The organism is Pseudodesulfovibrio sp. lm2024 (assembly GCF_051175575.1).
GTDB lineage: Bacteria > Desulfobacterota > Desulfovibrionia > Desulfovibrionales > Desulfovibrionaceae > Pseudodesulfovibrio > Pseudodesulfovibrio caledoniensis.
In genome coordinates this window covers 984,843-999,778 of record NZ_CP195092.1, presented here as the reverse complement: position 1 = coordinate 999,778, position 14,936 = coordinate 984,843, and the positions used below count along the sequence as shown (strand labels likewise).

The 14,936-nt window shown below is 66.4% G+C and carries 7 protein-coding genes; 1 reads left to right on the top strand and 6 read right to left on the bottom strand.

Annotated elements, in window-relative coordinates; genetic code table 11:
• Window positions 1–90 precede the first annotated feature (90 nt).
• Window positions 91–1,974 carry a response regulator gene (locus ACR42D_RS04465; protein WP_484565664.1) on the top strand — a complete coding sequence of 628 codons (1,884 nt, stop codon included), beginning with the start codon at window positions 91–93 and terminating at the stop codon, window positions 1,972–1,974.
• On the opposite strand, the gene ACR42D_RS04460 is transcribed toward ACR42D_RS04465, so the two are convergent.
• From ACR42D_RS04460 to ACR42D_RS04435, 6 genes are all read right to left on the bottom strand, one after another.
• A complete protein-coding gene (locus ACR42D_RS04460; protein ID WP_484565663.1) occupies window positions 1,959–5,192 on the bottom strand; it encodes a PAS domain S-box protein in 3,234 nt (1,077 codons plus the stop codon). The two genes, ACR42D_RS04465 and ACR42D_RS04460, sit on opposite strands and share 16 nt — an antisense overlap.
• A 527-nt stretch (window positions 5,193–5,719) precedes the next feature.
• The gene (locus ACR42D_RS04455) at window positions 5,720–9,169 is read right to left on the bottom strand and encodes an acyl-[ACP]--phospholipid O-acyltransferase (RefSeq protein ID WP_484565662.1); all 3,450 of its coding nucleotides are present in this window, start codon (window positions 9,167–9,169) and stop codon (window positions 5,720–5,722) included.
• A 236-nt stretch (window positions 9,170–9,405) separates the two neighbouring features.
• The gene (locus tag ACR42D_RS04450) at window positions 9,406–9,978 is read right to left on the bottom strand and encodes a TetR/AcrR family transcriptional regulator (protein WP_484565661.1); all 573 of its coding nucleotides are present in this window, start codon (window positions 9,976–9,978) and stop codon (window positions 9,406–9,408) included.
• Between the two features lie 190 nt (window positions 9,979–10,168).
• The gene (locus ACR42D_RS04445; protein WP_484565660.1) at window positions 10,169–13,249 is read right to left on the bottom strand and encodes a molybdopterin dinucleotide binding domain-containing protein; all 3,081 of its coding nucleotides are present in this window, start codon (window positions 13,247–13,249) and stop codon (window positions 10,169–10,171) included.
• Window positions 13,242–14,213 carry an NrfD/PsrC family molybdoenzyme membrane anchor subunit gene (gene nrfD / locus ACR42D_RS04440; RefSeq protein WP_484565659.1) on the bottom strand — a complete coding sequence of 324 codons (972 nt, stop codon included), beginning with the start codon at window positions 14,211–14,213 and terminating at the stop codon, window positions 13,242–13,244. The genes ACR42D_RS04445 and nrfD overlap by 8 nt, the downstream gene beginning before the upstream one ends.
• Window positions 14,206–14,925, bottom strand: a complete 720-nt coding sequence (locus tag ACR42D_RS04435; protein WP_484565658.1) for a 4Fe-4S dicluster domain-containing protein — start codon at window positions 14,923–14,925, stop codon at window positions 14,206–14,208. Before ACR42D_RS04435 ends, nrfD begins: the two co-directional genes overlap by 8 nt.
• Between the last annotated feature and the right edge of the window lie 11 nt (window positions 14,926–14,936).

The following is a 14,936-nucleotide window of genomic DNA, read 5'->3' as shown; positions in this document are numbered from 1 at the left end:
CAATTCCTTACATTAGTACGTATGGGTACTAGGTATTGCCTACCTTGCATACTTTGCTTCTTATGTAAAGTGCGATACTGTTATAATAATATGAGACAACTAGGCACAGTAATAAGGCAAAAGCGGGAGGAGCTGCTCAAGACGGACCGCAGCTTCTCGCAGCTGCAGGTCAGCAAGCGCATCGGCATCGAGCAGTCCTACCTGAGCAAGGTCGAACGCGGCGTGACCACGAAGCTCTCCGAGGAGAAGATCGTGGCCCTGGCCGAGATACTGGGCGAGGACCCGGATTACCTGCTCGCCTTGGGCGGCAAGGTCTCGGGCGACGTGCTGACCATCATCAAGCAGCGGCCGCGCCTGTTTTCCCGCCTGGTCCGCGACATGAAGCACATGTCCGAGGACGTGATCGAGGCGGACCACGATTTCAAGCGGCGCCAGTCCCGGATGAACCGGATATATGATTTCGCCGCCCTGGGCTTCTTCCACCTGGAGGAAGGACCGGACCGCTCCATGTGGTCCACGCACACCCCGGCCATACTCGGACTGCCCGGGGATACCCCGCCGAGCCTGGACGCCGTGGTCCGGGCGCTGGAGCCGGGCGACCGAAAACGCTTCATCGAGGTGGAGCGGGAGGCCTGCCGGTTGCGGACGCCCTACTCCTGCGAGCTGCGCATCGAGGACAGGGACGGACACCCCCGGCACATCCGCATCTGGGGGGATTTCGAGGCCTCCGGTCCGGGCGAAGTGATCCGGGTCGGCCTGATCCAGGACGTCACCCGGGAGGTGGCCTCGCGGGAGGAGCTGCGCATGGCCCAGCAGGCCCTGAGCGGCACGGTCAGGCAGCAGAGCAAACAGCTTTCCCAGGGGATCGAGGAGCTCAAGCGGGAGATCGCGGCCCGCAAGGAACTGGAAGGCAAGCTGCGCGCGGTCAACGAGGAGATCGCGCACCAGCGGGACGTGCAGCGGGAGTACATGAAGCAGAGCGCCTACGAGCTGCGCTCGCTGGTCAACCGGCTGGTGGTCGAAAAGGAGGACCTGGGCGAGGACACCCTGTCCGCCACCCTCAGCCTCATCTCCACGGCCATCGACAACATGAACGATTTCTTCGAGATGCCGTCGGGCCTGAGCCCGCTGACCGAGTCCTTTTCGCCGGGGGACGCCGCCGAGAGCTGGACCGGGGACCTCGGCCGCGCCCAGATAAACCCGGACATCGGGCTGGCCCTGACGATCTCGCCCAACCTGCCCGAGCGCATCGTGGGCGACCCGCAACGGCTGCAACAGATCGTGGTCAGCGTGGTCGGATTCCTGCTCAAGGCCACCACCTGGGGCACTGTCGGCCTGACCCTGGACTACATGGCCGGGGACGGCGTGCTGAGCCTGACGGCGTCGAGCCCGGCGGTCGGCGAACAGGTCACGGAGCAATCCCTTTTCCCGAACTCCGGCGACGGATTCGGCAAGGCGGCCTGGATGTTGTCCACGGTCGGGCCCATGGTCGAGGCCCTGGGGGGCACGGTGGCGCTGGACCGCCTCTCGGGCAGCGGCCTGGCCGTATCCATCCTGATCCCGGCCCGGCCAGAGGCCGAGCCCGCCCGCGAGCATATCGACGCCAAGCTGCCCATCCTGGTCGTGGAGGACGACGCCCCCAGCCGCTTCTTCACCGAAACCATCATCCTCGGCGAAGGCTACCGGGTCGAGGCCATCGCCCTGGGCCGGAACGCCCTCGCCCGCCTCGAGGAGGCGCGGTTCAGCCTCGTGCTCCTGGACATCCAGCTGCCCGACGTGGACGGCCTGACCATCGCCAGGGCCGTGCGCCAGGAAGGGGCGCTCAACGCCCGGACGCCGATCATCGCGGTCACGGCGCACGCCACCCCGGAGCATCGGCAGCGCTACGAGGAGGCCGGGATCGACCAACTCATTACCAAGCCGTTCAAGGTGGCGACCCTCAGGGATATGATCGAAAGCTATCTCGGCGACTGACCGGACGACGCGGGGCCGAGCGGCAGAGAGACGTAGACCGAGGTCCCCTGCCCCGGCGCGCTGTCCACGCACAGGGTGCCGCCCATCAGATCGACGATCCGTTTGACGATGGGCAGCCCCAGCCCGGCCCCCTGGTGGGATCGGGCCAGCCCCTGCGATACCTGTCCGAAGGTCTCGAAGGCGGTCCCGAGTTCCTCGTCGGCCATGCCGGGGCCGGTGTCCGAGACAACGAAAAGCAGCCCGCCCCGCCCGTTGTCCGTGCCCAACGCCAAGACGTGCAGCGAGACCGAGCCCCGCTCCGTGAATTTGAGCCCGTTCCCCACCAGGTTGAAGAGGATCTGACGCAGCCGGATCTCGTCCGCGAAGACACTCTCCGGCACGTCCGGGCCCAGGACGGCGTCGAGGGACACCCCGGTCTGCCCGGTGGTCACGGCCAGCAGGCCGACCACGGAATCCACCAGATCGTGCACGTCCACCAGGGCCGGGGCCAGGGCGAACTTGCCCGCCTCGATGGCCGAAATATCCAGGATGTCGGTCAGCAGCCGGGTCAACCGCTCCCCGGAGAACTGGGCGATCTCGATGATCCGTGCCTGCTCCGGGTTGGGCCGGGACGATTCGAGCAGCTGCAGCATGCCCATGAGCCCGTTCAGGGGCGTGCGGATCTCGTGGCTGATGTTGGCCAAGAATTCCGACTTGGCCCGGTTGGCGGCCTCGGCGGCCTCCTTGGCGTCGATCAGGGCGCGCTCCGCCTGCTTCCTGTCCGAGATGTCCCGAAACTCCACGGCCCGGACGGTCCGCCCCTTGTAGGGGATGTTCCGCACGTCGACACACACGGGATATTCCTGCCGGTCCTTACGGACCCCGACGGTCTCGTAGGCCCCTTCGAACCCGGATGCCATCTTCTCCCTGGTCGCCTCCCGAACCCCCTCGGCGACCAGAGCCAAGGAGTCCACCCCGATCATCTCACTGTGGGAATACCCGGTCATATCGCAGAGCCCCTGGTTGCAGTCCAGGATCAGCCCGTTGTCGTGGATGGCGATGCCCCCGCGCGACGCCTCGTGCAGGGTCTTGTAGCGGATTTCGCTTTCCCTGAGGGCATCCTGCACCCTCTTCTGTTCGGTGATGTCCACGAAGCTGACCACCACCTGCGCCAGCCGGTCCCCCTCGTACAAGGGCACGGCGTTGGACAGCCTCCAGCTCACGCCATCCAGGGGCGACTGGCGCACGCCCACGACCAGCCGGTGCGAAGAGACGCCAAAGGTGGATGCACGGAACAGGGGACGCTCCTCATCCGGCATGGCGCTCCCGTCCTCGCGGAGGAACGACCACCGCGCCATCACCCGGTCGCCCTTCATGCCGATCAGTTTCTCGGCCGGGATGCCGATCATGGAACACAGAGCCGGATTGACGATGCGGATCGTCGCGTCGCTGTCGACAACGACCACCCCCGCGCCCAGGCTTTCGAGAATCTTGCGGTAGGTCTCGTCCTTGCGTTGCCGCTCCAGCTCCAGCCGCTTTCTGGCGGTGATGTCCTGGAACGCCCCCCACAGGCCGATGATCCCACCCGCCGCGTCCAACTCGGCCTCGCCCCGGACCCACATCCACCCCTGGCCGCCGTCGCCCCCACGGGTGCGCAGCTCCAATTCGTAGGGTTCGCCCGTGACCACGGTCCGGTCCAGGAATTCCGACAGCCGTTTCGCGTCGGCCGGGATGAACAGCCGTCCGAGTTCGGTATACGGCAGGGGCTCGGCGTGCGGGAAAAGCCCGTACATCTTGCGCAGCTCCTCGGTCCAGACCATGGACCGGCTGGCGAGTTCCAGGTGCCAGCTCCCGAGACGGGCGATGCTCTGGGATTTCTTCAGATCGTGCTCCCGCCGCCGCAGCCGTTCCTCAAGCCGCTTCCGGCAGGAGATGTCGACATGGGTGCCGAGCATGCGTAGCGGATTGCCCAGATAGTCCCGCTCGACCACCTCGCCCCGGGCCAGGACCCAGAGCCAGCCGCCGTCCTTGGTGCGCATGCGGTACTCCGCGCCGAACGCCTCCCCGGTATCCCAGTGGTGTTGGAGCAGGGTCATAACCCCTCTTTTGTCGTCGGGATGCATAAGCGCCTGCATCTCTTCCAGGGAAAGGGGGAAGTCATCGGGCTCATAGCCGAGCATGGTGAACCAGCGCGGACATACGTAGACTTCGTCCCTGTCGAGACGCAAGTCCCAGACCGCGTCGCTGGCGGCTTCGAAGGCCATGACCATGCGCTCCTCGCATATCCGCCGGTCCTCCAGCACCCTGCGCCGGTCGACCAGGACCATGACGCTGGCCACGAACGCCTCGACCTGGGCCGCGTCCTCCTCCGTGTAGTCGGTCGGCTTGTTGGCCACGGAGGCCAGGGCATGGACCTTGCCGTCCCGGATATAGGGGACCGACATCAGCCGCCGGATGGGCACGTGCCCCTCGGGCAGCCCCTTCTTCCACTCGCTCTCCCGCCCGTAGTCGTTGTGGATGACGCTCCTCTTCCGGATCACAGCCTCGCTCCACAACCCGGCGCAGCTCACCGGGAACTTCCTGGACCCGGACTTGACCGAGCAGACGTCCATGACCTCGGACGACCAGGCGTAGACGACCATGGCGTCCTCGGCCTCGTCGAAGAACCCGAAAAAGGAATACTCGCTCCCGGTCAGACGAAGGACCTCGGCCAGGACCATCTCGCACAATTCGTCATAGCTGGCCTCGGTCATGCGGGCCACGTTCCACAGGGACTGGAGCCTCTCCTGAAGACAGGTCCGCTCGTCCTCCTGCCGTTTCCTGGCCGATATGTCGGTTATCACAACCCCGGCCGCTGGCTCGCCCCGGTAGGGAAAGGGCCTCGACCGGAACTCCATGGGAAAGGTCGAGCCGTCCCGGCGCAGCCCCACGGACTCGAAGGAACAGGCCCGATTCAGGCAGTCCCCCTCGCGCACGGCCGCCTGATGGTCGGGAACCACGGTCAGGGACAGGACGTCCCTGCCGAGCAAATCATCCGGGGAGTAGCCGAACATTTCATAGTACCGGTCGTTGGCCTCCAGGAGCACGCCGTACCGGGTGATGGCCACCCCGGAAGAGGACGCGGCCGCCAGCATGGTGTACCGCCCCTCGCTCTCAGCCAGCTCCCGGGCGCGGCGGTCGAGACGTTGACGCAACAGCCTGGCCCGGACGCCGAGGGACAACGCGGCGGCGAGGGCCATGGACGACACCGCCCAGAGAAGGACCGACGAGGCCCCTGCCAAACCCGCCCCCTGCGGCGGCCCGGAGGTCTCCGCTCCAGCGGCAAAAGCGGCCGTCAGGCAAAGCACCAATCCGGCCGGGGCCGCGGCGACAACCGCCATGGCCCTGAGCCCGCACCGTACGCATGGCCGGACGGCGTGCGCCCGATCTGCCCGGCAATTCATCTTGCACCTCTGAATCTAGAAACAAAGACAACACCGCACCAAGCCTCGCGAAGAGAGTAACAGTGTCCGGCCAACCGGCGAAACCGGGAAACCCCTATAGCCATCCGCCTGCCGCAACAAGTGCCAGCATATAATTAGATACACGCCGCGACCACCCTTGCCAAGGGCTATTCCGGACAAGGGTGGGGCTTTGCCGGCTTCCCCACCTCTCTCTTCATGCCGAAAAGCAGGCCCCCGCGACGCACAGGGCATCGCGGGGGCCGTATATCCTTCGGTCCGGCCAGCGCCGGGTCGGCGCGGGCCCACTTCAATTGTTTCCGTGTCTAGGCGGCGTACTCCAGGGCCAGCTTGCGCGCCCCGGCCAGGTCCTTCTTGCCGGTGCCGAGCTTGGGGATTTCGGTCACGCCGAAGAACTTCGAAGGCACGGACAGGGCGTCGGTCCCGGCCTCGAGCAACGCCCCCTTGAGCACGGACGGGTCGTCCATGCCGCTGACCAGGGCCACAATGCGCTCGCCCTTCTTCGGGTCCGGGATGGCCACGGCGGCCACGTCGGTCCCTTCGGGCGCGACCCGCAGCAGCGCCTCCTCCACGGCGGTCAGGCTGACCATCTCGCCGCCGAGCTTGGCGAAGCGCGAGTAGCGGTCCATGATCACCAGGAACCCGTCCTCGTCGATCCGGCCCTTGTCGCCGGACTTGTACCAGCGCGCCCCGCCCTGCTCGACGATGACCTCGGCGGTCTTGGCCTCGTCGTCCAGGTACCCCTTCATGATCTGGGTCCCGCCGATGAGGATCAGTCCGGCCTCGCCCTCGGGCAGGTCCCGCAGGGTCTGCGGGTCCACGATGCGGAACGCGCTGCCGGGCAGGGGCAGCCCCACGGTGCCGGGCTTGGCCCCCACCTGGACCGTGAAGTCGCGGACGTTGAGCACGTCGGGCATGTTCACGCTGGCCACCGGGGTGGTCTCGGTGGTGCCGTATCCCTCGTAGACCTCCAGGCCGAACTTGGCCTTGAACGCGGCGCGGATGTCCTCGTTGAGCTTCTCGGCCCCGGCCACGACCAGGCGCAGGGAGGCGAACATGAGCGGGTGCAGCCGGCGATTGCGGGCGTACAGGCCGAGGAAGGTGGGCGTGGCGCACAGGAAGGTGGCCTTGTACTTGGCCACGGTCATGCCGATCTTGCGGGCGTCCGTGGGGTCGGGGTGGCAGGCCAGGGGGATGCCCTCGATGAGCGGCATGAAGGTCGTGGCCGTCAGGCCGAAGGCGTGGAACAGGGGCAGCGCGCCCAGGAACACGTCGTCGTCCTTGGCGTTGAACAGGCTGGCCACCTGCTTGACGTTGCCGACAATGTTCTCATGGGTCAGCATGACGCCCTTGGGCATGCCCTCGGACCCGGAGCTGAACAGGATGGCCGCCGTGGAATCGAGCTCCACCTTGCGGAAGTACAGCAGCCGCAGCAGGCTCACCGGCAGGACGCGGGCCAGGATCATGGTCCGCAGGAAACCGGCCTTGGAGATGTTCTGGCGCAGGCTCTCCATGGGGAACACGTCCACGCGGTCCAGGATGGCGGCGAGGTCGAACCCCTTGGCCTTGAGGCGGACCAGGAACTGCTCCGAGGTGACCACGGTGCGGATACCGGCGCGCTCGATGGCCTTGCGCATGGCCTCGGGACCGGCGGTGTAGTTGAGGTTGACCACGGTCTTGCCGCGCATGAGCAGGGCCATGTTGGCGATGGTCCCGGCCGCGCCCGCAGGCAGGAGCACGCCCACGTTCTGCGCCGAGCGGGTCCGCCCGGCGAGCAGACGGGAGGCGGCCATGCAGGTGGTCAGCAGCCTGGCGTGGGTCAGTTCGGCCCCGGTGGAGTCGGCCACGGCCAGCTGGTTCATGCGCCGCTTTGCCGTCTTGAGCCAGGCCACGTGGATGGGGTCGAAGGTCTCGGCGTAGCGCTTCCAGGCGTCGATGGACAGATGGGTCACGCCGTGCTTGACCTCCAGGGCCGAGGCCCCGGACGGCAGGGGCGCGCCGAAACAGACCGTGACGTCGCGGGTCCTGCGGATGCGGGACATCTCGCGCAGCCGGGGCGTGGCGAAGGAGAAAGCGCTGCCCCACAGTCCACGCAGGTAAAAGGGAATGATGGTGCAGCCGGAGGCGCGGGCCGGGCCTTCGAAGCCGCGCTTGAACTCGCCGAGCTGTCCGTTGCGGCTGATGGCGCCCTCGGGGAACAGGACCACACAGTCGCCGTTTTCCAAGGCTTCGGCAATGGTCTTCAGGGCGGTCTTGCTGGCCCGCGAGGAGATGGGGATCACGCCCAACCGCCTCAGGAACCACTTCAGGTACCAGCGCTCGTAGATGGACCGTTCCATGACGAAGCGCAGCTTGCGCGGCACGGCCAGGGAGAGCACGGCCCAGTCGATCCAGCTGACGTGGTTGCCGAGCAGCAGCACCCCGCCCTCGGCCGGGACGTTGTTCAGGCCGGACACGGTCAGGTTGTACTTCTGGGAAAAGGCCAGGTGCATGACGTAGCGCAGCAGGGACTGGGGCAGCTTGTACAGGGTGTAGACCATGCCGCAGAAGACCACCACGGCCAGGAAGTAGAACAGCGGCACGCTGCCCACTCCGGCCAGGGACATGACCAGGGTTAGCCCTAAAAAGCCGAGCATGAAGATGTTCTGGATGAAGTTGTTGCCCGCCAGGACCTTGCCCATGTCCTTGGACCGGGCCGTGAACTGGATCAGCGAGTTGAGCGGGACGATCAGCATGCCGCCGAAGATGCCGTAGACGAAGATGAGGATGGCCAGAATCCACCGGCTCTCGACCACGGGGAGCAGGAACAGGGAGAGGGTCATGCCGATGGCGCCCAGGGGGATGGTCCCGGTCTCGATGTAGTTGCGCGAGACCTTTCCGGCCATGACCGAGCCGATGATGATGCCCACGCCGCCCAGGGAGAGCATGCCTTGGGCTATGACCGTATTGGTCTCCCCGGCCACGTCCTTGAGGTGCGCGCCGAAGGCGGCCAGCAGGACCTGGTTCACGGCCCAGAAGATGGCCAGGCCGATGATCGACAGCCAGATGACCTCGCTCTTTTTCACCAGCTTCATGTTGGACTTCAGGTACCCGCCGCGCAGGTACTTCCCGCCGTCCAGAGTCAACTCCGCGTCGCCGGGCCGCTTCTCGGGCAGGGTCAGGGTGATCAGCGTCTCGAGCACGGCCCCGGCCACCAGGATGTAGCCGCACGGCGCGATGGACTGGAGGATCTCGCCCGGCGTGCCGACCACGCCCGCGAGATAGTGCTCGAAGAAGACCGAGAAGATCACCGCCCCGGCCAGAATGGCCACGATGGTCACGGCCTGGACCGCCGCGTTGGCCTGGGCCAGCTTGTCGTTGCCGGTCATCTCCTTGATATAGCCGTATTTGGCCGGGGAGTAGATGGCGCTCTGGGCGGCCAGCAGGAAGGTCAGGCCGAAGGCGGGCCAGAACAGCCCGGAGTGGTAGCAGACCACGATGAGCATGGTCAGCGGGATGGACGCGGCCGCACAGATCTTGATGACCTTGTTCTTGGCGAACCGGTCCGAGATGAATGCGGACGGGGTGAACATCAGGATGAAGGGCAGCAGGATCAGCGCGTTGACCACGGCGGTCAGGGCGATCTGCTGCGGCCCGTCAAAGCTCTTGAAGACCGTGTTCTGGATGATGATCTTGTGACCGAGGTCGGTCATGGCGTTGAGCAGGACCACCAGGATATACGGGGTAAATCCTTGTATCTTCAGTAAAGACCGCATGAGACGCTCCTGTTAAGCCCGCTTGCGGGGCGCATGGTTTGAATCGGAGAGGATGGACCGTACGGCAAAACCGCCGACACAACAATATGCATGGAATTGGACCGTGGCGGGGACTTGCCGGTTCCGCCGGACTCCTTCCGCCGCTGTTTGCATTGCCTTGCCCATGTCCATCTCCTTTTTTGTGCGTAAGTATTTACTTATTAATTACGCCGTTAAAAAGTGCGCGCCGAGGAAAATCAAGCGACCATCAGGACCCGCTTGACCGCGCCGACCACGTCGCCGACCACCGCGTCGTCGATCTCGATGCGGTCGTAGCGGTGCATGACCATGACCTGGAGGACCAGCCCCAGGATCAGGCCCGAGGCGAGCGTCGTGTTCATGGCCGGGATATCGCCCGCCCGGACCGCCTCTTCCACGAACCGCTCGACCATGTCGTTGGGGTTCGAGGCCACGTCCAGGATGCGCTCCTCCGGGAATCCGTGCTGGGTCAGCAGGATGAAGGCGAACTGGACCGGGTAGTCGGCGTAGTATTCGAAGATGAACCGGACGCTCGCCTCCACCCGCGCGGCAAGCGGTGCGCCCGGCTCGAACATCCGCCGCCCCAGTTCCACGGAAAACTTCCCGATCTCGCGGCAGAACAGCTGCCAGGCCATGGCGTTCTTGCCCGGATAGTGCCGGTACAGGGCCCCTTCGGTCACCCCGGCCTCGGACGCGATGTCCTTGACCGTGGTCTGAGCCAGTCCCTTGGTGGCGAACAGGTGGATCGCCGCGTCTTCAATGTCCTGTTTTTTCACTACCGGTCGAGCCATGCTGTCTCCGTTTGTAAGTAAATGGTCACTCACTAACTAGCCGTGCCGCTCCGACCTGTCAACACAAATGATGGGCCCGGTCAAGAAATTCCGGCGCCCCCTCTTCTGCCTAAGGGCAGGCCCCCGTGAAAAACACTGTTTTCACGGGGGCCTGCGGGTTAGGGAGTTTGTCCTATATGGAGAGGATATGTCAGCCCATCTTGCTGATGCGCACCGGGATGCCCTGGCGGGCGGCGGAGCCGGTCTCGTATTCCTGGAGGGTGGACGCGCCCCGGCGGGTGGGGTCGTTGGGCACCAGGTCGTTCAGGCTGAAGCCGTTTGCCGCGCCGGGGTTGGCGCGCACGACCTGCCCGTCCACCTCGACGTCGGCAGCCCCGAGCGCCCGGTGGCCGAAACCGTGTTCCACGGCGATGACGCCCGGCGCGACCACGTCGCCGACCACCACCCGTGCCCGGGCCGAGGCCGCCGGGCTCGTGATCTTGACCTCGTCGCCGTGGGCCAGGCCGAGTCCGGCCGCGTCCTGATCGTTGACCATGACCATGTTCAGGGGCTTGATGGCCCGCAGCCGGTCCAGGACCACCCCGTAGGAGTTGATCAGGTTGGACTTGAACGAGGTCATGACAAAGGGATAATCCGCCTCGGTCCAGACCTCGCGCAGCGCGCGGCCGTCGGTCAGCCGGGGCGGCACGAACGCGGCCACGCCCAGGTGCGTCTTGCCGGTCTGGGAATTGATCGCGGTGCCCACCTGCTCGTTGTATATCTGCAAAGTCTTCTTCCATTGCCCGCCCAGCCACTGGCCGTCGTAGCTCTTCTTGTACGGGGCGAACCGCCCTCCCCGGCTGTAGATCGCGGCCACCGGACCGCGCTCGTCCGGCTTCAGGGTGCGCTCGATGTCGGGCAGGATGCGGCCGATGCCGGACAGCTTGATGTCCTCCCCGCTCGGGGCGGGCAGGACCTGATCCTTGAAGTAGGCGATGTTGGCCGCCAGGCGCAGGTAGTAATCCTCGGGCACGTTCAGGGGGGCGACCGTGCCGTCCATGGCCGGGATGGCCTGATCCCCGAAACCGGGCAGGTCCATGCGTTTGGCCACCGCGATGAGGAACTGCTCCATGCACACGGGATGCCCGTCCACGGTCCTGTCCTGCTTGGGTTCCACGGCGGGCCAGCGGGCCGTGGACAGTTTGGTCAGCACCCCGGACCACGCGCCCGAGAACCCGCCCCATCCCTCGAACATGCACGGGTCTGGCACCAGGTAGTCGGCGTAGGCGTTGGTCTCGTTGTGGAAGGTGTCGATACCGATGATCAGCGGCAGGCTCCCCGGATCCTTGAGGGACTCGCCCACCGCCCGCTCCAGGCCGCCGTGGCCGTAGATGACGTTGCCGGTCCAGTTGATCCAGCACTTGTAGCGGAACGGGTAGCCGTTGACGTGGCTGAGCAGATGCTCGGCGGGCATGTTCGGCGGGGTGAACGGGTACCACGGATAGCGCGCCGGGTACGGGTTCTCCCCGGCGGCCTTCTTCCGCTTGAATTCCGTGGACTTCTGGTACGGCGCGCGGCAGCGGACGGCCGGGAATCCCTTGGCCTTGACCAGACCGGGGAACGTGTTCAGGTCGTACCTCGGTCCTTTCATGGCCGGGCCGTGGAAGCTGCCCGCCGTGGCCGAGATGCCGCCCTTGGCGTTGATGTTGCCGATCAGGGTGTTCAGGGTCAGGATGGTGAAGGTGGCGTTGGTCCCGGACGTGGACATCATGCCGCCGTGCACGTCCACCGCTGCCCTCTTGCCGTGGGCCGTGAACTCGCGGGCCAGCTCGACCATACGCTCGACCGGCACGCCGCACAGTTCGGCCATCTCGTCCAGTCCCACGCCCATGGCCTGTTCCTTGAGGAGCATGAAGGCGGTGGCCGCCTCCACGGTCTCGCCCGAGGCCAGTTTGATCTCGCCGGAGAACTCCAGCACGCCCTCGTCGCTGGCGTCATGGGATGCGGGCTTGCCCGTGGCCGCGTCCACGACCACGTAAGCTTCCTCGGAGCCCAGGCCGAGTTGGGCCGCGCGCAGGAATTTGCCCTTGGACGGGCCGGATCGGGCCACCAGGTAGGTGGCGTTGCAGATGCTGATCTCGCCCGCCTTTTCGGCCGCCGCCGTGTTGGGCCGGACCAGGAAGTTCCGGTCGTACCGTTCGTTCTCGATGATCCAGCGGATCATGCCCATGGCCAGGGCCGAGTCCATGCCCGGCTTGACGGGCACCCAGTTGGCCCGGCTTTTGGCCGCGTCGGACGCGGGCATGCGCAGGACCGGGTCGATGACCGCGTAATGCAGGTCGCCGTCGGTCCGGGCCGAGGCCAGGATGCGCGCCGAGCGGTTGAACGGGTTGCCCGCCTGGGACGGTGCGGTGCCCCAGAACAGGGCGAATTCGCAGTTGGCCCAGTCCGGCTTGATGTGCGCGTTCTTGGCCAGGTCGTCCATGAACATGCCCGAGCCGATGCGGAAGGACAGGCCGCAGTACGCCCCGTGCTTGCCGAAGTTCTTGGTCCCGAAGGACTTCATGCCGAACCGGCGGAAGAAGAAGTCGCTGCGCCCGTCGTCCACGGCGTAGGTCAGCAGGAGCTGGTTGCTCTTGGGCCCGAACTCAGGATGGCCGGGATTGGCCGGTTCCTTGAGATCGCGGATGGCCCGCAGCCCCTCCACCTCGCCCTCGCCGAACAGGTCGCCGCCCTCGACCACCTCTTCCACCAGTTGCTCGAAGGAAATACGCGTCCATCTGTTCTCGCCGCGTCTGCCGGTCCGCTTCAGACAGTGCTTGATGCGGAACGGGCTGTCGGCGGCCTCGAACATGGCCGCCCCGCGCCCGCAGACCGTGGACCGCTGTGCGTAGCCCTGGTCCTTGTCGGCGGACAACCGGTCGAGCGCCTCTTTGACCGGCATGGACATGGGGAAGTGCTTTTCGTGGGACAGCGGGTTGTAGGGATTGCCCGATACCCGGACCACGTCGCCGGTGGCGTCGTCGATGTGCAGACGCACGCCGCAGAAGGTGGTGCAGCCCCAACACTGGTTGAAGGCGATGTGCTGGCCCTCCCCGAGCTCTATCTTGCCGTCCGGGGTCCGCCGGTATTCCGGGGTCAGGGACTCGGGCGAGACCTTTTGCGGGTCCTCGGCCATGGCTTCGGGAGCCGCGTCGGCGCGGGTCCCCTTGATGAGCGCTCCCGCGCCGAGTACGCCCAGCCCGGCCGCCGCAAGGCCGCCTTTGACCAGCTCGCGTCTGTTCTTATCCATGGGAGTGCTCCCTCCTTGCCATGCCGGGGTTGCTGAAAAGACCGCCCAGAACCATGCCGACGCCGAGGAGGAAGACCAGGCTTCCGGCCAGGATCAGCAGCGACTGGGCCGAGACGAGATGGGCCACGGCCTGCGCGTCCACGGCGGTATAGGAATTGCGCGGGATGGACTGGCCGAGGAAGATGAGCCGGATGTAGAAGCCCAGCGCTCCGCCATAGGCGACCAGCCCAGCCAGCGGGGTCAGGCCGCGCGCCTTGAGCCCGATCAGGCCCAGCACGCCCCCGGCAGCGCCGATCAGGGAAAGCGCGGTCCAGGCCATGGGCGCGGACAGGACATATCCCTCGGGCTGGGTGAGCAGAAAGCCAGCCCAGGCGCAGAGCACGGAGGCCCCGCTCATGAGCGGCAACAGCCAGATGGGCGCGACCCTGCGCTTGAGCCCGCAAAGCAAGGCGGCCAGGCCGGTTGCGCCGGACAACCCGGCCAGGACGAAGCCCAGGGGCAGCACCGTGGAGTTCCACATGACCCGCCCCCGCAGGTAGCCGATCTCGCGCGAGGCGTAGGTCAGCACGCCCAGGGCGAAGAGGACCGCCAGCCCGGCGACAAACCGGGCGCGGCCGTCACCCTGGCTGTCCAGGTGCAGGGCCAGCAGGGACAGTCCGAGGAAGACCGGGAGCAGGAAGGTCCCGATGGTCGTCCAGGAGCTGAACGACGGCGAGACCATGAACATATACAGATGAAACGGGTTGCCCAGGGACAGGGTCAGCGCCCCCAGGCCGGTGATGGCCGAGGCGATGCCCGTGGTGAACAGTCCGCCGCGCGCGCCCCTGCCGCGGCCGGCCAGGGTCAGGCCGCCCGCCAGCAGGATGGCGCAGGCCGCGGCCGTGAGCAGGGTGAGGGCCAGCGGTTCGAGGATCTCCCAGGTGAGCGCCGGGGGCGCGTTGACCAGTTCGATGACCTTAGGCATGTTCACCTCCCGCCGCCGTCGCGCCTTCGGCCATGGGCAGCCCCACGTTGGCCGGTCTGTCCAGGAAGGCGTTCAGATTGATGTAGTAGACGTTGGGCTTGGTGCCCTGTTCCGGGGCCAGGACGCTGACGTCGTCCTGGTGCGCCGCCAGGGTCTTGGCGACCAGGCTCTCCGGGGCGTTCATATCACCGAAGATACGCGCCCCGCCCACGCAGTTCTCCACGCAGGCGGGCAGCAGCCCGGCCTGGAGCCGGTGGACGCAGAAGGTGCATTTGTCCGTGGAGCGCGTGACCGGGTTGATGTACCGGGCGTCGTAGGGACAGGCCTGGACGCAGAAACCGCAGGCCAGACACTTGTCGCTGTCCACCAGGACCAGGCCGCTCGCGTCCTTGTAGGTGGCGTGCACCGGGCAGACCGGCACGCAGGCCGGTTCCTCGCAGTGGTTGCACAGCCGGGGCAGCGGCGCGATGGCCGGGGCCACGCCCTGGTCCTCGATGACGAATTCGCCCACCGTGGCCCGGAACTTGCCCACCGGGACCCGGTTCTCCACCGAACAGGAGACCGAGCAGGAGTGGCAGCCCACGCACCGCCGCAGGTCGATGACCATGGCGTAGCGGGCACCCTTGCCCTCCGCGCGGACCGTTGTCGCCGTGAGCGCGCCCAGGGCGGGCACCCCGGCGCAGGCGAGCCTGAGAAATTTCCTTCTGTCCATGACACCTCCGA